This is a genomic window from Dactylosporangium vinaceum, from assembly GCF_019904175.1.
Classification (GTDB): Bacteria; Actinomycetota; Actinomycetes; order Mycobacteriales; family Micromonosporaceae; genus Dactylosporangium; species Dactylosporangium vinaceum.
Genome location: NZ_CP061913.1, coordinates 3,473,951 through 3,493,025, shown reverse-complemented (window position 1 = coordinate 3,493,025; position 19,075 = coordinate 3,473,951). Strand labels below are relative to the sequence as shown.

20 protein-coding genes and 6 tRNA genes are annotated in these 19,075 nt (G+C 73.8%); 11 read left to right on the top strand and 15 right to left on the bottom strand.

Annotation, left to right across the window (positions count from 1 at the left end; genetic code table 11):
- Nucleotides 1-15 precede the first annotated feature (15 nt).
- Both Dvina_RS15590 and Dvina_RS15585 read left to right on the top strand, forming a co-directional pair.
- Nucleotides 16-447 carry a helix-turn-helix domain-containing protein gene (locus Dvina_RS15590; protein WP_223103195.1) on the top strand — a complete coding sequence of 144 codons (432 nt, stop codon included), beginning with the start codon at nucleotides 16-18 and terminating at the stop codon, nucleotides 445-447.
- A 4-nt stretch (nucleotides 448-451) separates the two neighbouring features.
- Nucleotides 452-919, top strand: a complete 468-nt coding sequence (locus Dvina_RS15585) for a VOC family protein (RefSeq protein ID WP_223103194.1) — start codon at nucleotides 452-454, stop codon at nucleotides 917-919.
- Nucleotides 920-922: 3 nt separating this feature from the next.
- Here the strand turns inward: Dvina_RS15585 and kduI are convergent, their stop codons facing one another.
- The 7 genes from kduI to Dvina_RS15550 all read right to left on the bottom strand — a co-directional run bounded on the left by kduI (nucleotide 923) and on the right by Dvina_RS15550 (nucleotide 2,320).
- Complete coding sequence (kduI, locus tag Dvina_RS15580; protein ID WP_223103193.1) at nucleotides 923-1,750, bottom strand: 5-dehydro-4-deoxy-D-glucuronate isomerase; 828 nt, start codon at nucleotides 1,748-1,750, stop codon at nucleotides 923-925.
- Between the two features lie 76 nt (nucleotides 1,751-1,826).
- Nucleotides 1,827-1,903: transfer RNA gene (locus Dvina_RS15575), tRNA-His, on the bottom strand.
- 2 nt (nucleotides 1,904-1,905) lie between these two features.
- Nucleotides 1,906-1,978: transfer RNA gene (locus Dvina_RS15570), tRNA-Val, on the bottom strand.
- 17 nt (nucleotides 1,979-1,995) lie between these two features.
- A tRNA-Pro gene (locus Dvina_RS15565) sits at nucleotides 1,996-2,069 on the bottom strand.
- Nucleotides 2,070-2,081: 12 nt separating this feature from the next.
- Nucleotides 2,082-2,154: transfer RNA gene (locus tag Dvina_RS15560), tRNA-Arg, on the bottom strand.
- Between the two features lie 5 nt (nucleotides 2,155-2,159).
- A tRNA-Ile gene (locus tag Dvina_RS15555) sits at nucleotides 2,160-2,233 on the bottom strand.
- A gap of 11 nt (nucleotides 2,234-2,244) precedes the next feature.
- A tRNA-Thr gene (locus tag Dvina_RS15550) sits at nucleotides 2,245-2,320 on the bottom strand.
- Nucleotides 2,321-2,726: 406 nt separating this feature from the next.
- On the opposite strand from Dvina_RS15550, the gene Dvina_RS15545 reads away from it, so the two are divergent.
- On the top strand, nucleotides 2,727-3,665 hold the full coding sequence (locus Dvina_RS15545) for a DUF2332 domain-containing protein (RefSeq protein ID WP_223103192.1): 939 nt from the start codon (nucleotides 2,727-2,729) through the stop codon (nucleotides 3,663-3,665).
- Here the strand turns inward: Dvina_RS15545 and Dvina_RS15540 are convergent.
- The gene (locus Dvina_RS15540; protein ID WP_223103191.1) at nucleotides 3,657-4,307 is read right to left on the bottom strand and encodes a hypothetical protein; all 651 of its coding nucleotides are present in this window, start codon (nucleotides 4,305-4,307) and stop codon (nucleotides 3,657-3,659) included. The genes Dvina_RS15545 and Dvina_RS15540 overlap by 9 nt on opposite strands.
- 75 nt (nucleotides 4,308-4,382) lie before the next feature.
- On the opposite strand from Dvina_RS15540, the gene Dvina_RS15535 reads away from it, so the two are divergent.
- Nucleotides 4,383-4,799 carry a DNA-binding protein gene (locus Dvina_RS15535; RefSeq protein ID WP_223103190.1) on the top strand — a complete coding sequence of 139 codons (417 nt, stop codon included), beginning with the start codon at nucleotides 4,383-4,385 and terminating at the stop codon, nucleotides 4,797-4,799.
- Here the strand turns inward: Dvina_RS15535 and Dvina_RS15530 are convergent.
- Entirely contained in the window at nucleotides 4,783-6,393 is a 1,611-nt protein-coding gene (locus Dvina_RS15530) for a sensor domain-containing diguanylate cyclase (protein ID WP_223103189.1), read from the bottom strand. The genes Dvina_RS15535 and Dvina_RS15530 overlap by 17 nt on opposite strands.
- Before the next feature lie 128 nt (nucleotides 6,394-6,521).
- Here Dvina_RS15530 and Dvina_RS15525 point away from each other — a divergent pair, with 128 nt between their 5' ends.
- The gene (locus tag Dvina_RS15525; RefSeq protein ID WP_223103188.1) at nucleotides 6,522-7,328 is read left to right on the top strand and encodes an SGNH/GDSL hydrolase family protein; all 807 of its coding nucleotides are present in this window, start codon (nucleotides 6,522-6,524) and stop codon (nucleotides 7,326-7,328) included.
- A gap of 46 nt (nucleotides 7,329-7,374) precedes the next feature.
- Here the strand turns inward: Dvina_RS15525 and Dvina_RS15520 are convergent, their stop codons facing one another.
- Complete coding sequence (locus Dvina_RS15520) at nucleotides 7,375-8,838, bottom strand: IPT/TIG domain-containing protein (protein ID WP_246656538.1); 1,464 nt, start codon at nucleotides 8,836-8,838, stop codon at nucleotides 7,375-7,377.
- A 97-nt stretch (nucleotides 8,839-8,935) separates the two neighbouring features.
- Nucleotides 8,936-10,498 (bottom strand): FAD-dependent monooxygenase, encoded by a 1,563-nt coding sequence (locus tag Dvina_RS15515; protein ID WP_246656235.1) that lies wholly within the window; start codon nucleotides 10,496-10,498, stop codon nucleotides 8,936-8,938.
- Between the two features lie 147 nt (nucleotides 10,499-10,645).
- On the opposite strand from Dvina_RS15515, the gene Dvina_RS15510 reads away from it, so the two are divergent.
- Both Dvina_RS15510 and Dvina_RS15505 read left to right on the top strand, forming a co-directional pair.
- Nucleotides 10,646-11,758, top strand: a complete 1,113-nt coding sequence (locus tag Dvina_RS15510) for a sensor histidine kinase (RefSeq protein WP_246656234.1) — start codon at nucleotides 10,646-10,648, stop codon at nucleotides 11,756-11,758.
- Complete coding sequence (locus tag Dvina_RS15505; RefSeq protein ID WP_223103186.1) at nucleotides 11,755-12,405, top strand: response regulator; 651 nt, start codon at nucleotides 11,755-11,757, stop codon at nucleotides 12,403-12,405. Before Dvina_RS15510 ends, Dvina_RS15505 begins: the two co-directional genes overlap by 4 nt.
- A gap of 11 nt (nucleotides 12,406-12,416) precedes the next feature.
- Here the strand turns inward: Dvina_RS15505 and Dvina_RS15500 are convergent, their stop codons facing one another.
- Together Dvina_RS15500 and Dvina_RS15495 are read right to left on the bottom strand one after the other, a co-directional pair.
- On the bottom strand, nucleotides 12,417-13,220 hold the full coding sequence (locus tag Dvina_RS15500) for a VOC family protein (RefSeq protein WP_223103185.1): 804 nt from the start codon (nucleotides 13,218-13,220) through the stop codon (nucleotides 12,417-12,419).
- Nucleotides 13,221-13,272: 52 nt separating this feature from the next.
- The gene (locus Dvina_RS15495) at nucleotides 13,273-14,031 is read right to left on the bottom strand and encodes a DUF2690 domain-containing protein (RefSeq protein WP_223103184.1); all 759 of its coding nucleotides are present in this window, start codon (nucleotides 14,029-14,031) and stop codon (nucleotides 13,273-13,275) included.
- A 198-nt stretch (nucleotides 14,032-14,229) separates the two neighbouring features.
- Between Dvina_RS15495 and Dvina_RS15490 the strand changes: the two genes are divergently transcribed.
- Complete coding sequence (locus Dvina_RS15490; RefSeq protein ID WP_223103183.1) at nucleotides 14,230-15,003, top strand: hypothetical protein; 774 nt, start codon at nucleotides 14,230-14,232, stop codon at nucleotides 15,001-15,003.
- Nucleotides 14,988-15,749, top strand: a complete 762-nt coding sequence (locus Dvina_RS15485) for a transglycosylase SLT domain-containing protein (protein ID WP_223103182.1) — start codon at nucleotides 14,988-14,990, stop codon at nucleotides 15,747-15,749. Before Dvina_RS15490 ends, Dvina_RS15485 begins: the two co-directional genes overlap by 16 nt.
- 105 nt (nucleotides 15,750-15,854) lie before the next feature.
- On the opposite strand, the gene Dvina_RS15480 is transcribed toward Dvina_RS15485, so the two are convergent.
- Nucleotides 15,855-16,469, bottom strand: coding sequence for an RICIN domain-containing protein (locus tag Dvina_RS15480; protein ID WP_223103181.1), 615 nt, complete (start codon nucleotides 16,467-16,469; stop codon nucleotides 15,855-15,857).
- A 252-nt stretch (nucleotides 16,470-16,721) separates the two neighbouring features.
- On the opposite strand from Dvina_RS15480, the gene Dvina_RS54225 reads away from it, so the two are divergent.
- The gene (locus Dvina_RS54225) at nucleotides 16,722-17,633 is read left to right on the top strand and encodes a hydroxymethylglutaryl-CoA lyase (RefSeq protein ID WP_246656233.1); all 912 of its coding nucleotides are present in this window, start codon (nucleotides 16,722-16,724) and stop codon (nucleotides 17,631-17,633) included.
- Nucleotides 17,609-18,265, top strand: coding sequence for a GntR family transcriptional regulator (locus tag Dvina_RS15475; protein ID WP_246656537.1), 657 nt, complete (start codon nucleotides 17,609-17,611; stop codon nucleotides 18,263-18,265). Before Dvina_RS54225 ends, Dvina_RS15475 begins: the two co-directional genes overlap by 25 nt.
- An 11-nt stretch (nucleotides 18,266-18,276) precedes the next feature.
- Here Dvina_RS15475 and Dvina_RS15470 read toward each other — a convergent pair whose 3' ends face one another.
- On the bottom strand, nucleotides 18,277-18,945 hold the full coding sequence (locus Dvina_RS15470; RefSeq protein WP_223103179.1) for a hypothetical protein: 669 nt from the start codon (nucleotides 18,943-18,945) through the stop codon (nucleotides 18,277-18,279).
- Nucleotides 18,946-19,075: the final 130 nt, after the last annotated feature.

The following is a 19,075-nucleotide window of genomic DNA, read 5'->3' as shown; positions in this document are numbered from 1 at the left end:
GGCTATCCTGCCACGATGGCCCTGTCACCCGCCGAGGACCAGAACCGGCGCCTGCTGCGGGCCCGCGACGCGATGGACCGCGACTACGCACAGCGACTCGACCTGCCCGCGCTGGCCCGGCTCGCGCACATGTCGCAGGGGCACTTCAGCCGCACGTTCCGCACCACGTTCGGTGAGACTCCCCACCACTATCTGCAGCGCCGCCGGATCGAGCGGGCGATGGCGCTGCTGCGCGACCCGGCGAGCTCGGTCACCGAGGCCGGGCTGCGGGTCGGGTTCGAGAGCCTCGGCGCGTTCAGCCGGGCGTTCAAGGCCGTCACCGGCGTCGCCCCGTCGCGCTACCGGGCGCAGCGACGGACCGCGCACGCCCCGGCGTGCTTCGTGAAGGCCTGGCTGCGACCTGTCAGTTTTGGCGAAGCCAAGGGCCCGGCCACGCACGTACGGTGAGCGCATGTTCAACTCGATCGCGCTCACCACGGTACGGGTCCTCGACCAGGACGAGGCCCTCGACTTCTACGTCGGCACGCTCGGCTTCGCGGTGCAGGATGACGTCGACATGGGGTTCATGCGGTGGCTGACCATCGCCCTGCCCGCGCAGCCACAGCGCCAGCTGCTCCTGGAGCTGGCCGGCCCGCCCGCGATGAGCGAGGAGACCGCCGCCCAGGTGCGCGACCTGCTCACCAAGGGTGCCCTCGGCGTCGCCGCCATCCTCAACACCGACGACTGCCAGGCCGTGTACGACACCCTGAAGGCCCGGGGCGTCGAGTTCACGCAGAGCGTGGAGCAGCAGCCGTACGGCATCGACTGCGCCTTCCGCGACCCGTTCGGCAACCACATCCGCGTCACCCAGCCGGTCGAGGGCCCCGTCACGGTCAGCGACGCGGACATCGCCCGCTGGGGCGGCGCCGGCCCGGCGTGAACCTCAGCGCAGTTCGGTGATCGGGTAGGGCACGACGTCGCCGTAGTCGGTGTTCTCCCCGCCCATCGCCCACACGAACGCGTAAGCGGCGGTGCCGAAGCCGCAGTGGACCGACCAGCCGGGCGAGATGACGGCCTGCCGGTCGGCGACGATGAGGTTGCGGGTCTGCTGCGGCTCGCCCATCAGGTGCACGACGCGCTGATCGGGGTCGAGGCCGAAGTACAGGTAGATCTCGGTGCGGCGGCCGTGGACGTGGGCCGGCATCGTGTTCCACATGCTGCCCGCGGCGAGCTCGGTGACGCCGAGGACCAGCTGGCAGCTGCGGATGCCCTGCTCGTGGATGTACTTGTAGATCGTGCGCTCGTTCGAGGTGCGCTGCTCGCCGAGCGACACCGGCGTCGCCTCGGCCCGGGTCGCCTTGCGGGTCGGGTGCTCGGCGTGGGCCGTCGTCGAGATCAGGTAGTAGGCGGCCTCGCCGGTGCCCTCGAAGACGACGTCCCGCGAGCCGCGCCCGGCGTAGAGGACCTCCCGCGGCTCCAGCTCGTAGCCGGTGCCGTCGACGGTGACCCGCCCGGCCCCGGCGCCGATGTTGACGATCCCGGCCTCGCGCCGCTGCAGGAAGTAGTCGGCGGCCAGCCCGTCCGGCACCTCCAGGGCGACGGACGTCCCGGCGGCCGGGGCGACCCCGCCGATGACGATCCGGTCCTCGTGGGTGTGCAGCAGCTCGACCCGGTCCGCGGGGAACAGGTCCTCGACGAGGTAGTTGGCCCGCAGCGCGGCGGTGTCGAACCCGGGCACCTGCGCGGGTGCTGTGGCATGGCGGTTACGCATGACCCTGCCTATCACGCGCGCCGCCGGGCCACCGCCCCGGCCGGGCGGCGCCCGCTGCGGCCGCGCGATGCGGGAGTGGGGTGACCACCGGGATTCGAACCCGGACCTTCAGAGTCACGATCTGATGTGCACGGACCGGTACACCATGGCCACCGTGTCCGCGCCAGGTCTCGAACCTGGGACCTCCGCCGTGTGATGGCGGCGCTCTTCCTCCTGAGCCACGCGGACCTGCATGTATCACGCCGTCGGGCAGGCCGGATTCGAACCGGCGACCTCGCGCACCCGAAGCGCGCGCGCTACCAAGCTGCGCCACAACCCGATGTTCCTTACGTGCCCCGAGCAGGATTCGAACCTGCACGCACCGGCTTCGTAGACCGTCGCTCTATCCGTTGAGCTACCAGGGCTTGCGTCCCGTCGGCTGGAGTCGAACCAGCTGTCTCCTCGTTATCGGCGAGGCGCCTCTACCACGCAGGCCGCGACGGGTTGGTGCGGCGAGCCGAAGGCCGGAGTCGAACCGGCGGCCTCTGTCGTACCAGGACAGCGCTCTGGCCAAAGCTGAGCTACATCGGCGGGAATCGCATTCGTCGTCGTCGGAAACCGGGGAGTCGAACCCCGTGCGTCCTGGTCCCAGGCCAGGCCCGGTCGCCGTGCCGGTCGTCTCCGGGAAATGCATTTCTCAGCGCGCAGGATTCACCCATGAAAGGGGTGCGAAGAATTGCGCACGAAAAAGCCGCCCGGGCCCCTGTCGGGGTGGGCGGCTGAGGGGTGAGCAGAGCTGCTCAGCCTCGCCACCGGCCCGTGGGTCGGATCACCGGAATGGTATGCGGTCGGGGGGTCGGAACGACTGTCACTCGTCGGGTGGTAATCATCTCGGCCTCCTTCGGGTTCGCTTGCCGGTGCTGTTCGATGTAGACAACAGTACGTCCGCCATCGCGTCGGCGGCAATAGATTAATTCGCGGAATTAGACTGGGCCGCATGTCTCTTGACGATACGGCCGGCGAGTACCGGTTCTTCGCCGACGTGATGGTGCGCGGGAGTTCGCCGAGCTATGAGCGGCTGGCCCTCGGGGTCGCCGCGGACCGGGAGCTGCTGGGCCTGCTCGGCGGGTTGCCGCCGGCCAAGCGGCAGCCCAATCTGCTGCTGGCCGCGGTCCGGCTGGTGTCCGGGGGTGTGCCGGGCAGCTACGGGCAGCTGCGCGAGACGGTGTTCGGGCGGTGGGACGAGGTCGCCGCGGTGATGCTGGCCCGGCGGACCCAGACGAACGAGCCGGGGCGGTGTGCGGCGCTGTACCCGGTGCTGGCGTCGCTGCCGCAGCCGCTGGCCCTGCTGGAGGTGGGAGCGTCGGCGGGGCTGTGCCTGCTGCCGGACCGGTACTCCTACGAGTACCGCGGCACCGGCGGCACGACGTACGGCGGGGCCGGAGACGGGGCGCTGGTGCTGCGGTGCCGGGTCGACGGCCCGGCGCCGGCCGTCGGCGGCATCGACGTGGTGTGGCGGGCGGGGATCGATCTCAATCCGCTCGACGTCGGCGACGAGGACGACGTGCGGTGGCTGGAGGCGCTGATCTGGCCCGAGCAGGCGGAGCGGCGGGAGCGGCTGCGGCGGGCGGTGGCGCTGGCCCGCCGGGACCCGCCGCGGATCCACGCCGGGGATCTCAACGAGCGGCTCGACGAGGTCGTGGCCGGGGCGCCGGAGGCGGCGACGCTCGTGGTGTTCCACACAGCGGTGCTCGACTACGTGCCGGAGCCGGGGCGTAGCGCGTTCGTCGCGCGGATGCGGCGGCTGCGCGGGCACTGGCTGGCGCAGGAGATGGCGGCGGACGCCGAGGAGGCCGCGTATGTGGTCGCCCTGGACGAGCGGCCGCTGGCGGTGGCGGCGATGCACGGCGGCTGGCTGCGGCCGGGCTCAGGGTGACAGGGCGATCCAGGTGGCGCGGGCGACGGCGAGCGGGGCGCCGGCCTCGTTGTACACAGTGGACAGCGCATAGGCCTTGCGGCCCTCGCCGCCCAGGTACTGCCCCATGACGACACAGGTGGAGCCGGGCTCGGCCACGGCGTCGATCCAGGCCGACAGGCGGCCCAGGACATACGGGCGGCCCTCGGCGATGACCGACCAGCCGCCGGGGCAGTCGAGGGCGGCCCACATGGTGACCTCGTCGACGTCGGGCGGCACGAGCCAGGGGGTGGCGGTGCGGCCGCCGGAGACGGGGCCCGGGCGCAGGCCGAGGCCGTCGGTGCGGTCCACGCCGCAGACGTAGCAGGTCGGGAACGGGTGCCCGGACAGCCCGGCGTAGCGCTTCGTGGCCTCCGCGGCCTCGTCGGGGGGCACCGGACGTACGACATCCGGCCTCTGGTCCTGCGTCAGGACGGCCTCGGCGATCAACTCGGCGCCCGCGGAGCACGAGCCGGCGGTCAGGGTGAGGTCGGTCTCCAGGGGTGGCGGGCGGCGCAGGGTGACCTCGGCCGGGGCCAGGCCCAGCGTGACCGCGAGCAGACCCGCGCTGTAGCCGCCGTTGCCCGAGCCGGGCGGGCCGTTGTACCGCGCCGCAATCCGCATGCACCCGGTCTACCAGATGGGGTGCCGATCGGGCACGGTTTGAACATGTTGTTGAAAACGTGTCATGATGAACGCATGGAACCACTCCTGCAGAAGCCCGACCCCGAGGCGCGGCGGGCCGAGCGCGTGTACGCGGCCCTCACCCACCTCACCGAGCGGCACGCCGCCACGCCCGAGCTGCGCGGCCGGCACGTGCACGAGTCGGTGGCCGCGCCGATCGAGGTGGTCCGGGTCGCCGCCGCGATGGCCGCAGGCTCCGTGCCGCCCGCGCCCGGCGAGCCGCCGCTCGACGAGTCCGACCTCGTCGCCGCGCTGACGCTGCTGCCGGACGTGCGGGCGGAGCTGGACACCACCGAGCTGTACCTGCTGCGGCGAGCCCGGGCCGGCGGGATGACCTGGCAGGACATCGCACTCAGCCTGGGGCTGGGCACGCCCCAGGCGGCCCGGCAGCGCTACGAGCGCCTGGACGAGCGCGTCACGGGAACACCGTAGGGCGCGGCCGCGGTACCGGATGCAGGCCGTGCTTCGCCTCGTACATCTTCTTGTCGGCCTGGGCGATGAGCGCGTCCGCGGGCAGGCCGCCCGGGCCGGTCCACGCGGTGCCGATGCTCGCGCGGACGCGCAGGACCGGGCCGCCGAGGTCGATCGGGGTGGACTCGAGCGCGGTGCCGAACGCGGCGGCGAGGCAGTGGGCGTCCTCCGGGCCGGCCACGTCGGCGCAGACGACCACGAACTCGTCGCCGCCGAGGCGGCCGACCACTGCCGCGTCACCGGCCACCGTCTGGAGGATCCGCGCGACGTGGACCAGGACCCGATCGCCGGCGGCGTGCCCGAAGCGGTCGTTGACGAGCTTGAAGTCGTTCAGATCCACGAAGACGGCGGCGGTACCCCACCGCGCCCCCGCCAGCGCCTCTCCCAGCGCGGCCAGGGTCGCCGCACGGTTGCGGCAGCCGGTGAGCGCGTCGAGGGTGGCCCGGCGGCGCAGCTCCTCGCGCAGCCGGACGTCCTCGGTGACGTCGGCCAGGCACAGGACCGCCCCGGCGACGCGCCCGTCGGCGGTCGTCAGCGTGCGGGCCTTGGCGCTGGCCCGGCGCAGGCCGAGGGAGGGGTCGCGGTAGCCGTACTCGATGTCGGCGTCACCGCCTTCGCGCAGCACCCGGTCCAGGGCCTGGTCGACCGCGACCCGGTCGCCGGGGATGACGGTGGCCAGCTGCCGCTCCCCGAGCTCCTCACCGACGACGGTGCCGACCATCCGGGCGCCGCGGGCGTTCTGGTACACCACCTTGCGGTGCGCGTCGATCTGGATGACGCTCATCGGCAGCGCCTCGGTGAGCCGGCGCAGCAGCTGCTCACTGGCCCGCAGCGCCTCCTCGGCGGCCATCTCCTCGGTGATGTCGAGCATCTCGGCCAGCACGCACGGCTCGGCGCCGTGCAGCAGGCTGTGGTTGGTGATCTCGAACCAGATGACGTGCCCGTCGCGGTGCAGGTGGCGCAGCCGGACGCGGCGGGCCTCGCCGGCCGGGATCGACAGCAGGTCCATCCAGGCGGCGATCGCGCGCTGGTGGTCGTCGGGGTGCACCAGCTCGAGGGAGCGCCGCCCGGTGAGCTCCCCCGCGCTCCAGCCCAGGACGCGGTGGATCTGCGGGTCGGCCTGGATGATGACGGCCGCCTGGTCCTTGCGCACCGTCACCAGCCGCGGCCGGATGTCCTCGTGCTCCAGCACGGTGACGCCGTCGAGGTCGGTGATGACGACGACGACCACGCCGTAGCGGTGGCTCACGTCGATCATGTGCAGCCACGCCGGCCGGTCCGCCCGCGACCGCGGCCGGAACCGGACGGTGGCACCGCCCTCGCTCAGCAGTCGCTGCCACCCGTCGATGATGACCCGGTGATCCTCGGGCAGCGCCAGAGCCAGCGCCGAGGTCGGGCCGACGATCGGCCGCAGGCCGGTGGCCCGCAGCTCCTCCGGCAGGTCGACGAAGAACCCGGTGGGCCCGACCGCGCCGATGAACGCGCCGGGGTGGTGCGCGATCGTCGCCTGGAGCACCGCGTCACGGTCCGCGGGCTCGACCCTGATGTCGGCCATGCACGGACATCGGCACGCCCGCCCGGGACTCAAGCCATCGCCCTGTGCCGCAGCTCACGCCGGTCCGACCCGGGCGTCCGAACGATCACCCGATGACCGGTTCGCACCGACCGGGCACAATGCACGGCGTGAGACGCGCGACGACGATGCTGGCCGCCGCCACGCTGACTGCCCTGACCCTGGGCACCGCCGCCTGCGGGGACGACCCGCAGCCGATACCGGACCCGACGATCGGGATCACGCCGCTGACCGGGCCCGTGGTGCGGATCATGCCGCTCGGCGACTCGATCACCGACGGGCGGACGGCGAACGCCGACGGCGCGTATCGGGTCGCGCTCTGGAAGCAGCTCACCGCGGCCGGGGTGCGGGTCGACTTCGTCGGGTCGCTGCAGAACGGGCCCGAGGACTTGCCCGACCACGACCACGAGGGGCACTCCGGCTATCGCATCGACCAGGACGACGCCCAGGTCACACAGTGGGTGAAGGCGTCCGACCCGCGCATCGTGCTCATCCACCTCGGCACGAACGACGCGCTGCAGGACTACGACATGCCCGGCGCGCCCGCGCGAATGTCGCTGCTGATCGACCACGTCATGGCGGCCGCACCCGAGGCCGACATCTTCGTCGGGTCGCTGCTGCCCCTGCAGGACCACGGGGCGCAGACGCGGGCGAGCCTGTTCAGCGCGGCCCTGCCCGGGATCGTGCGCGACAAGGGCGCCAAGGTGCACTTCGTCGACATGGGTGCGGCGCACATGACGCTCAAGGACATCCCCGACGGCATCCACCCGGGCACGGCCGGGTTCACGAAGATGGCCAAGGTGTGGTCCGACGCGCTCAAGCCGATGCTGACCGCGGCCCCGAAGGCACTGAACCGGGCGCCGAAGCCGCAGCGCCGGGAGACGCCGCGCAGCCCCGAGCCGGTGCTGCGGGGCTGAGCGCACTGGTCCACCCCACAGCATCAACCCCGCAGCAACCGGTCCGCTAGCCCAGGCGCGGCCGCCGGGGCCGCAGCAGTACCGCACCCGCGAGGACCATGGCCAGGCCGGCCAGGGCGAGCGGGCCCGCCGGGGCGCCGGTGACGGCCAGGCCGGCCGCCGCCGCGCGCGGGGCGACGGTGACCGTCAGCTTCATCGCCCGCGGGTTGCCCGAGGGCGCGACGCCCTGCGCGACCACCGTGTGCACGCCGGTGGCGATGCCGGCCGGCACGGTGACCGGCTTGCTGAAGTCGCCGTTGCCGTCGGTCACGACCGTGCCCAGGGTGAGCGGCGCGGAGTACAGCGTGATCGTCGCCGTGGAGTGGGCGGCGAAGCCGGTGCCGATCACCACGATCTGCTGGCCGGGCGCGGCGCTGTTGATCCGGCCCTTGTCAGTGGTCAGCGTCAGCGGCGTGTCCGGCGGCGCGAGCGGCACGACCGGCGCGGCCGGCGTCACCGGATCGCTCACGGCCGGCTCCGAGGCGCCCGCGGCCGACTCGGCCACGACCGACACGGTGTACTGCACGCCGGCTGTCGCACCCAGCACGCAGCCCAGCGGGTCCGCGTCGGTGACGAGCGTGGTGCAGGTGGCCGGCCCGGGCGAGGCCGTGACCGTGTAGCCGGTGACGGGCGAGTCGTGCGGGGTCGCCGCCGCCCAGTGCACGGTGATCGACGAGGTCCCGGCCGTGGCCGTCACCGGGGCCGGCGCGCCCGGCGGGGCCGGGCAGGCCACGGGCATCTGGAAGAAGACCTTCTGCATCCGCGTCCCGGCCCGCTCCAGCGGGGGCTCGGTGTAGGTGTACCCGCCCGGGAGCGTCCCCGAGCCGAACGCGGTCGTCACCGCGACGCCCACGCTGCCGGCGGCGTGCGCGGGCGTGACCGCGGTGACCTGGGTGCTGCTGACGACGACGACCGAGGTGGCCGCGCTGCCGCCGACCGACACGCCCGTCGCACCGGTCAGGAACGAGCCCGTGATCGTCACCGCGGTCCCGCCGGCCGTGCTCCCGGACGCGGGCGAGATCGACGTCACGATCGGCGGGAGCCCGATGGGCGGGAAGATGGGAGGGATGATGGGCGGGACGACCACCGGCGCGGTGTAGGTGAACGACCCACCGGCCGACGAGACGCAGGCGCCGATCGCGACCCGCACGAGCACCGGCCCGGCCGTGCCCGCGGGCGTGACCGCGGTGATCTGGGTCGGGCTGTCGACAGTGAACGAGGCGGCGTCCGTGCCGTTGAACGTCACAGCGGTCGCCCCGGTGAACCCGGTCCCCGTGATCGTCACGGTCGTGGCGCCCGTGGACGGCCCGGTCAGCGGGCTGATGGTGCTCACCACCGGCTGACCGGCGAGACTGACCGGCACCTGCGCCGGGGCGTCGGTGGCCGGTGCGGCCGCCGCCGCGGTGAAGCCGGCGAGCAGCAGCCCGGCGAGCACGAGATTGGGCAGCGGGGATCCCCGCCGCCGAAGCACCTTGATCAACGAAAATCCCCCGTACGTACGACCCTGACCGTGTCAGGCGACCGTATCGGACATTTCGCTGTTACACGTACATGACCGAAAATATCGGTCAATCCGGCTGACGCCCGAAGACGGTGTCGAGCACCGCGTCCCAGTCGTCAAGCCCGGCGTCGTCGCGCCAGGCCACGTGCTGGTCGGGGCGGACGAGCACCAGCCGCCGCCCCCAGCACGCCCGCACCGCCGGCTCGTCGAGGGGCAGGTGGGCGACCGGCAGCCCGCGCGACCGCGCCGCCGCGGCCAGCGCCCGCCCGTCGCCGCCGCCGGTCAGGTCGACGAGCGTGAACTGCGGCCCGAGCCGGTCGAAGAACTGCCCGCCGTCGGCCAGGCGCACCGCCGGGGCGCGCCCGCCGGGCCAGGTGCTCGGCGTGATCCGCGGCCCGGGCGGCGGCGGGTGGCCGCGCTCGTAGCGGATGACGGGCGAGGCCGCGTAGCGCTCGCAGTAGCCGGAGCCGAGGTCGTCGGCGAGCGCGGGCTCCCCGCGCAGGAAGCCGGCCAGGTAGTCCGCCGGCGCGCCCGCGGCGGCCAGGCGGCCGAACCGGCGGCGGGTCTCCAGCCCGCGCGCGAGAAGCTCCCGGTCCATCAGCGCGCGCGGGCGGCGCTCGGCCTCGTAGCTGTCGAGCAGGGCCGGGCCGCCCCAGCCGAGGTGCAGCGCGGCCAGCTTCCAGCCGAGGTTCACGGCGTCGCCGATGCCGGGGTCGGGCGTGTCACCGGCCGGGGCGAAGCCGTGCGCGGCCGCGCCGGCGAGGAAGACGGGGCCGCGGCGGTACAGCCGGGCCACCGGCAGCGTGTCGTCCCAGTCCTGCACGCCGAGGACCTCGACCGCCGAGCCGAGGAACTCCCCCAGCTCACCGGCGCCGAGCGGCAGGTGGGCCGCCCACAGGTGCCGCTGCGGCCGGGACAGCAGCGTCGCACCGCCCACGACGAGCGTCGACAGCCCCGGCCCGCGCGAGTGCAGCGCCAGATCGGCACTGCGAAACGCGATCGCCCGGTACCGCACGTGCGCCCCCGCCAGCGCGTCGAGCTCGATGCCGGCGCAGCGGCGCACCGTGCTCGCGGCGCCGTCGCAGCCCACCACGTAGCGGGCGCGGATCGTGTGCCGCGCCTCGCCGGACCCGTCGGCAGCGGTGACGGCGACGCCGTCGGGCGTCACCCGCACGCCTGTCGCGGTCCAGCCCTCGCGCAGGTCGACGAGGGGGCTCGCGGCCAGGCAGCCGCGCAGCAACTGGCCCAGGCGCGCCTCGACGATCGGCTGGTGGTGTTCGGCGGGCGCGCTGCCGTCGTTGACCGTGGCGTACAACTGCCGCAGTTGATTGACCGACGGCCGCTGCGCGATCAGCACCGGCGGCCGGTCGAGGCGCTGGCGCCACACGAGATCGGTGGCCGCATCGGCGTCGAGCCCGGCCCGGCGCACCGCCGCGGCCAGGCCCAGCCGCCGCAGGAGCTCCATGCTGCGCCCGCCGAGGTGCGCGAGCCCGACCGGCTCCGCCGCGCCGCCCCGGTCGATGACCATGCACGCGACACCGTGGTGCGCCAGTTCGAGCGCGAGCACGGACCCGGCCGTCCCCGCGCCGACCACCAGCACAGGCGTCTGCCAGACCGTCGCCGTCACCACCCGCAGATTGTGCGACCTGCGAAGATCGCGCAGTACAACCGTTCGGCCGACCGGTTCCGCACCCGCGCTTCCCGACCGCTCCCTCCTGCGGTCCGCCCCTACTTTCGACCGGTGCGGCGCAGGGAGCGGCTCCGTAGCCTGGGGAGCGTGACGGGTTGGGATCGGACGGCGGACGCGGCGCTGGCCGCCGGGGGCGCCGTGCTGCTCGCCGCGACGGCGGTGCCGCTGGCGGCCAGCTGGGGCGGGCTCTACTGGCTGCCAGGCCTGCTCGCCGGGGCGGCCGTCGTCGGCACCGCGCTGCTGCGCCGCCGCGCCCCCTTCGCCACCGCCGTTGCCGGACTCCTCGGCGGGGTACTGGCGGTGGCCGCGGCCCGCACTGGAGGGTTCCCGGTGGAGCCGCAGCCCGCGCTCGCCCTCGGGCTCGCCGTGCTGACCGGCGGCGCGGTCCGGCGCCTCGACCCGCCCCGCGCGGCCGTGCTCGCCGCCGCGGCCCTGCTCGTGCTCGCGGCGGGACCCCTGCTCTCGGCCCGCGCCGCCTCGGGCGGGGCCACTGTCGTCGCCGTCGCCGACGTCCTGGCCTGGGTCGCCGGGGCGGGCGGCGGCCTGTGGCTGCGACTGATCGCCGCGCGACGGCAGGAGCTGGCCTCGGCCGTCCGGCGAGAGGAGCGCCTGGTGCTCGCCCGTGAACTGCACGACGTCGTCGCTCACCACGTCACCGGCATCGTCGTGCAGGCGCAGGCGGCCCGGGTCGTGGCCCGTCGCCGCCCGGAGCGGCTGGAGGAGTCGATACGCGGCATCGAGGAGGCCGGCTCCGAGGCCCTCACGGCGATGCGGCGCATCGTGGGGCTGCTGCGCGACACGGCCGACGCCGCGCCCGCCAGCGGCGCGACCGAGCGGCTGGACGAGCTCGTGCGGCGCTTCGAGGCCGGGGAGGCCCGGGCCGTGCGGCTCGAGCTGCCCGCGACCACGACGGCCTGGGCCCCGGAGCTGACAAGCACTGTCTACCGCATCGTGCAGGAGTCCCTCACCAACATCGCCCGGCACGCCGAGCGGGCCGGCACCGTCAGTGTCCGTGTGACCGAGTCCCCGGCCGACGTGACGGTAGCGGTCACCGACGACGCGCGGGCCGCCCGGCCGGTCAAGCCCGGCGGGTTCGGGCTGATCGGCATGCGCGAGCGGGTCGAGGCGCTCGGCGGCCAGCTGCAGGCCGGCCCGCGGGAGCCGCACGGCTGGGCGGTCGTGGCGAGGCTGCCCCGATGAGCATCCGCGTCCTCGTCGCCGACGACCAGGCAATGGTCCGCGGCGGCCTCCGCCTGATCCTCGAGGACCAGGACGACATCGAGGTGGTCGCCGAGGCGGCCGACGGTGTCGAGGCCGTGGAGGCGGCCCGGCGGCTGCGCCCCGACGTGTGCCTGGTCGACATCCGCATGCCCCGCCTCGACGGCCTGGAGGTGACCCGCGCCCTGGCCGGCCCGGCCGTGGCGGCGCCGCTGCGGGTCATCGTGGTCACGACGTTCGACCTGGACGAGTACGTCTACGCGGCCCTGTCCGGCGGCGCCGTCGGCTTCATCCTCAAGGACGCCGGCCCGGCCCTGCTGATCGAGGCGGTCCGCGCCGCGCATGCGGGCGACGCGCTGGTGTCCCCGACTATCACGGTCCGGCTGCTGCGGCACCTGAAGCCGCCACCCCGCGCGGTCCTGACCGAGCACCGCCTCTCCGACCGGGAGACCGAGGTCGTCCGCCTCATCGCCCGCGGCCGCACCAACCTGGAGATCGGCGCGGCGCTGTTCATTTCGATCAGCACCGTCAAGAGCCACGTCTCGACCATCCAGACCAAGCTCGGCCTGCGCAACCGCGTCGAGATCGCCGCCTGGGCCTGGTCCCACGGCGTCGCCACCGACACCTAGGAGCGGCCGGGTCAGGACTCCGGTGGCGCGAACTGACTCACGGTCAGCTCGGCGCCCTGGGGGTCGCGGAGGCGGGCCTTCCTGCTCCACATCGTGTTCTCGGCGCTCAGTACCGTGGCGCCGAGAGCCTCAGCGGTGGCGACGCTGTGGTCGCGGTCGGCCACGGTGAACGTGACCTCCCACCGGGCGGGGCCCTCGGCCGCCGGAGCCAGCGCGCCGATCACGTCGGCGAACCCCGCGGGCGCGCCGGCCTGCCGCTCGTGGATGCCCGGGTCGACGGTGGCGGCGAGGTGGTCGCCGTAGCCGGGCACCTGGATCATCGCGCCGGCGCCGGGCAGGTCCGCGTAACGCCAGCCGAAGACCCGGGCGTAGAACTGGCGCGCGGCCGGCTCGTCGGTGGTGTGCAGGTCGCTGAAGTTCCAGGTGCCGGGCGCGTTGGTGACCTGTGCGCCGAGCCGCTTCCCGGCCTGCCAGAGCCGCAACTGCGCACCCTGCGGGTCGGTGCAGGTGGCCGCGCGCCCGGCCGGCCCGGCGTCGGCCGGCTGGGCGGTGACCCGGCCACCCGCCTTCGCCACGGCCGCTGCCGCCGCGTCGGCGTCGCCGACCGCGACGTACGTGTTCCAGGCCGCGGTGCCGCCGCCCGGGGCGATCGCGGCCACGTCCTGCCCGTCACGCGTCGCGATGAAGTAGCCGCCGGCTGGTGCCTCGGTGACCGTCCAGCCGAAGAGCCGGCCGTAGAAGCCGGCCGCGGCCGCGACGTCGGGCTGCTCGGTGTCGATCCAGCAGGTCACGCCGGGTGGATAGGTGCGCTGCACGGGTGCTCCTCTCGTCCTGGGTCGCGTACCCGATGATCCCGCGGGCCAAGCCTCAGGCCGGGGACAGACACGGCGTGGCCGCGCGGGCCAGGACGGTGGCCGGGTCGGCCGAGCTGATCTCGATCGTCACCTCGACGCAGCCGCGGCCGGTCGCCAGGATGTTGCCGAAGACGCTGTACACCTGGTGCTGCACCATGTACGGGTAGTCGAAGCGGCTCTCGGCGCCGTCGGCCGGGCGGACCGCGCGCAGGCTGATCGTGACGCCGGGCGGGACCTGTTCGGTCGAGACGTAGAGGGGCCAGACGGCGCGGCAGTGCGGCGAGTGGCGCAGGGTCAGGCTGCCGTAGCCGGGAACCGGCTCGGTGTGCACGCTCACGGCATCGGCCTGGCAGTGCTGCTCCTGCGGGTCGGTGCCGTCGAGCGCGACAGGCGCCGCCGGGGCGGTGGGCTCGGCCGGCCGGGTCGCGAGGTAGCCCGCGATCCCGGCCGCGAGCAGCAGCGATAAGGCGACCGGGGCGGCGATCGTCCACCACGCCGGGCGGCGGCGCGCGGGCGCGATGGCGGCGGCCGGGGCGGGCGGCGGGTTGAGCTCCGCGTGCTCGCGCTCCCAGCGGGCCCGCCACACGGACTCGTCACCGTCGCAGGCCCGCACGAACGCCATGGTCAGCTCCTGCGACGGCAGGCGCTTGCCGGACAGGACGCTCGACAGCGCGGTGTGCGAGTAGTGGCCCTTCTCGGCCATCCGGCGCAGCGACGGCTGCCCGGCCTCCTGGCGCAGGCGGGCGAGGTCGGCGACGAACTCGGTGATCATGATTCTCCTCGAGGTCGTGTAAAGCCTGGTGTCAACGGCTGTCAACGTCGTGCTTTCCAGGCCGGGCACGGGACAGGATCAGCGCCGGGCGTCCCGCGCCGATCGAGATCGCTCGATTCTCACAGGGGCGCGCCGGGCTCGGCACACCGACCGCCGGGCTTCTTGCACACTCTGGCGAACCATCGACAGGAGGAGCGCGTGTACCAACGGATCGGTAGGATCACCGCCCGGGCCATCGCGGCCGGGGCCGCAGTGTTGGCGATCGCCATTCCCGCGGCCCCGTCGTTCGCGGGCATCGGCGGCTACAGCGTCGCCGGGACCGGCGGGGCCGGGCTGCAGGTGCGGACCAGCCCCTATGACGCCGCGGCGGGGGCGGTGGCCGTGCTGGGCGACGGCACGCCGTTCGTCGCCGAGTGCGCCGTGCGCGGGCGCAACATCAGCGGCAACACGGTCTGGCACCAGATCAGCTCGCCCGCGGCCGGGTGGATCAGCGACTACTACACCAACACGCCGGGCTTCAACCAGTACCTCCCGGGTGAGCCGGAGTGCGGCGGCGCCCCGCCCACCGGCACCCGCGAGGACCGGGCCCTCGCGTGGGCCCGCTCGGTGATCGGCAACTCGACCACCAACGGCGACCTCGGCGACTCCAACCACGGCTGGGACGGCTGGTGCGACAACTTCGTCGGCCACGCCTACGGCCGGGCGGCCAGCGGCTACTACACCGCGATCGACCACTACTGGGCGCTGTACAACCGCGGCCTGATGCACGGCACGTCCGGCACCGCCCCGGCGGGCGCGCTGGTGTTCTTCGCCGCCGCGCCCATCAACGGCAATGCCGGGCACGTCATGCTCTCCGAGGGCAACGGCAACTACATCACCTCGGCCCCGACCGTTCGCCGCGTCCCGCTGAGCTGGCCGGGGGCGACGTACCTCGGCTGGTCCTACGCCGACCCCGAGTGGGCGGGCCGCTGATGCGGGCCCGGTTCCTGGCCGCCCCGGCCGTACTCCTGGCGGTGCTCCTGGCCGCGGTGGCGTTCACGGCCACTCCGGCCCAGGCCTCCCCCGCCCGGGCCGGCCTGACGGCGACCGGTGCCGACCTCTGCGCGCAGGTCGGGTACAACGCCGGCTTCCGCGGCAACCCGCTCGTGACAGCGGTCGCGGTGGCCATGGCGGAGTCGCGCTGCAACCCGTCGGCCTACGCGTACAACGGCGCCAGCGGCGACTGCCCCTCCGGCTCCGCCGACCGCGGCCTGTGGCAGATCAACAACTGCTACCACCCGACGGTCAGCGACACCTGCGCCTACGACCCCCAGTGCAACGCCAACGCCGCCTACAGCATCTCCGGCGCCGGCTCGAGCTGGACACAGTGGACGACGTACCGCACCGGCGACTACCTGACCTGGTGGTCGACCGCCCAGGCCGCCGTGAACCGCCTGGGCGGCGGGGGCAGCCCGGCGGTCACGGGCACGATCCTGGCCAGCCCGTACCTGAACGTACGGGCCGGCCCGGGCACGGCCTACGGCAGCGCCGGGCACGCCAACTACGGCGACACGGTGACCATCAGCTGCTACACGTACGGCGAGTACGTCAGCGGCGGCTACTGGCCCTCCTCCACCTGGGACCGCATCACCGACCCGAACACCGGCGCCACCGGCTACGCCGCCGACACCTGGATCAACACGACGAACGACGTGAAGACCATGGTCGGCCCCTGCTGAACGGCGGCACAGGTGCGGGAAGGCTCCCCGGCCTCCCCGCACCTCCCCCGTGCCCTCCGCTACCGCCGGACCCGGCCGGCCTTGCCGGTCAGGGGCGCGGGCACCTCAGGCGACCTGCCATGACCAGTTCTGGTTTTGGGTGCCGTCGATCCAGTAGAGGACGATCTGTGCGCCGTTTGTCGTCAGGCCGCCGTTGACGCCGAGAATCCAGCCGCGGGTCGGCCCCTGGAAGCCCGCCAGGTTCGCCAGGTAGGTGATGCCTCCCCGGGTGAACACCCGCCAGTACTGGTCATCGCTCAGGACGCACTCGTAGCCGACGGCCCAGGTGCCCGGGTCGAGCGCACCACCCCACAGCGCCAGGCACTGCTGAGCGGCGTTCTCGATCGGGTACCACCACAGCCCGTCCTCGTACTTCGCGCCCCGGATCGACCAGTGCCACCGCTGGTCGCCGTTGCTGGTGCAGTCCCAGATCCCGGCCTTGATGTTCGAGATGCCGATGCACCGGCCCGAGTTCGGGTTGTAGATGTTCTCGGTGACGATGCTCTGACTGGTGACCTGCGCGGCCGGCTGGGGCGTCAGCGCGAGCTCGGCCGCCGTCGGCTTCGCCGGCCCGTCCTCGGCGTAGGCCGGCTGCGGCGCCACGGCCAGCGCGGCGAGCATCGCGGCGGCGGCGATGGGCGCCAACCGGCGCACGTGCCGCCGGAGCATGGTGTCGGTCAACTGCGTCCCCTTCGTCGGTGGTCGATCGGCCCGCGGGCCGCAATCACCGTATGGATTCACGCAGGTCGACGCGATGGTGCTGGCTGCACGCCCGGGGGTGTAGTTATCTCCACCCCATCCCCGAGGCGTCCACAGACCCCAACCCATCGACATTTGTACGCAATACAACGTGACCCGCGGGCCCGAATGCTTGCCAATTCGGGGCAGGCCGACCTAGATTGCATACAATTTAGGGTTGGACGGAGTGGGTGGATGCGAGTCGAGATCGTCGAGGTGGGCCCGCGCGACGGGCTGCAGAACGAGGCGGTCACGGTGCCGACCGGCGTGAAGGTCGAGTTCGTGCGCCGGCTCGCCGCCGCCGGGGCTCGCCGGATCGAGGTCACCAGCTTCGTGCGGCCCGACCGGGTGCCGCAGCTGGCCGACGCGGAGGAGGTGCTGGCCGGCGTCGCCGATCTGGACGTCGCCGTCAGCGCGCTGGTCTTCAACGAACGCGGGCTGCGGCGCGCGCGGGCGGCCGCGGTGGCCGAGGTGAATCTCGTCCTCGTCGCCACCGACAGCTTCTCGATGCGCAACCAGGGTGCCCCGGTGGCCGCGGCGATGGCCTCGTCGCGGCGGCTGGCCGAGCAGGCCCGCGACGCCGGCCTGCGGGTGACGCTGACCGTCGGCGCCGCCTGGGGCTGCCCGTTCGAGGGGGAGGTCGACCCGGCGCAGGTGCTGCGGATCGTCGAGGGGGTGCCGGACGTCGACGAGGTGTGCGTCGCCGACACCATCGGCGTCGGGACCCCGGGCCGGATCACGTCACTGCTCGGCGCCGTGCGCGGCGTGACCGACCGGCCGCTGCGCTGCCACTTCCACAACACCCGCAACAGCGGCTACGCCAACGCGTACGCCGCGATCGCCGCCGGCGCCGTGGCCCTGGACGCGAGCTCGGGCGGGATCGGCGGGTGCCCGTTCGCCCCGCGGGCCACCGGCAACATCGCCACCGAGGACCTCGCGTGGGCGCTGGGGCGGGACGGGTACGAGACAGGGCTTTCCCTGCCGGGGTTGCTGGACGCCGCCGCGCTGGTGGAACGTACGCTCGGCAGGCAGGTACCGGCGCAGCTGGGTCGCACCGACCCGTTCCCGCCCGGCGCCGGGGCATCGTCGCTGGGGAGCACGCACTGAACGCTGTCGAACACGCCTACGCGGCGCTGCGCCAGGGCATCCTGGACGGCACGTATCCGCCCGGCGCCCAGCTCGGCGAGGTGGAGCTGGCCGGCAGCCTGGCCGTCTCCCGGACCCCCGTCCGCGAGGCGATCCGCCGGCTGCACTCGGAGGGCCTCATCGAGGTCTTTCCCAACCGCGGGGCGTACGTGCGCACCTGGACCCGGGCCCAGCTCGACGAGCTGTTCTCGGTCCGCGCCCTGCTGGAGGGCCACGCCGCGGGCCTGGCCGCCGACCACGCCACCGACGACCAGCGCGCCGCCATGGCCGGGCTGTGCGACGAGATGGACTCGGCCGCCGCCCGCGCCCCGGCCGACGTCCAGACGGTGGCCGCCCTGAACGGCCGCTTCCACGCCCTGGTCCACGAGGCGTCGGCCAACTCCCTGCTGCCCGGCATGATCCGCACGCTGATCCAGGTCCCGGTCGTGGTCCGCACGTTCATCGGCTACTCCCCCGCCCGGCTGCAGATCAGCCTCCAGCAGCACCGCGAGATCCTCGCCGCCGTCCGCAGCCACGACGGCCCCTGGGCCGAGGCCGCGATGCGCACCCACATCCTCTCCGCCCGCCACGAGCTGGACACCGCCCTCGAGTAGCGCGCGCCCCCTCAGCAGTCCCCGGCCCGCCGGCAGCGTCTGATTGTCGCGCCCGGCATGAGCTCGTGCAGGCGCCGCTCCAGGACGGCCTGCTCCGCGGCCGTCAGGTCGGCGCGGAAGGTGACGTACACCCGGCGGCCGCCGGTGTCCGAGGTGCCGGCCGTGACACCGGTGGCGCCGCGGCCGATGCCCGAGCCGTCGCCGTTGAGGATGTCGCGGGAGGCGGGCTCGGCGCCCGGCGGAAACTCGGCCGCGAACGCATGGGTCGGCCGATACTGCGAGTCCCAGATCGCCGGCGACCAGGCGACGAGGATCCCGGCGACCACCACCGCGACGAGCGCCGGCCAGACACCCCGCGGCGGGCGCAGGTCGCCGGCGCACCGGGCCAGCAGGAGCAGGACGACGCTCGGCAGGTAGTAGGCGCCGCCGAAGAAGAAGTAGGCGACCGTCGGCACGATCAGCACGGCGGCGCTGATCAGGGCCGCCGCGCCGAAGGCCGGGCGGCTGCGCAGCAGCAGCGGCACCGCGGTGACGACGGCCAGGACGACCGCGCACACGTGCAGCGGCCCGAGCGGCCGGAGTCCGAAGATCATCCAGGCCGCCAGCACGGCGTTGAGCAGGCCGGCCGCGGCAGTGGCCCACTGTCGCCGATACGCCGCCCGATCCCGATCGACATCCATGTCGGCTCTCCCCCGCTTTTGAACGCGTTCAAGTCGTGAGCGTAGCACCAGGCCCGATCCGGGGGTTGACATAGTTGGTAACACGAACCATCCTGTGATGGTTGGTGTTACGAACTACTTTCCCTGAAGG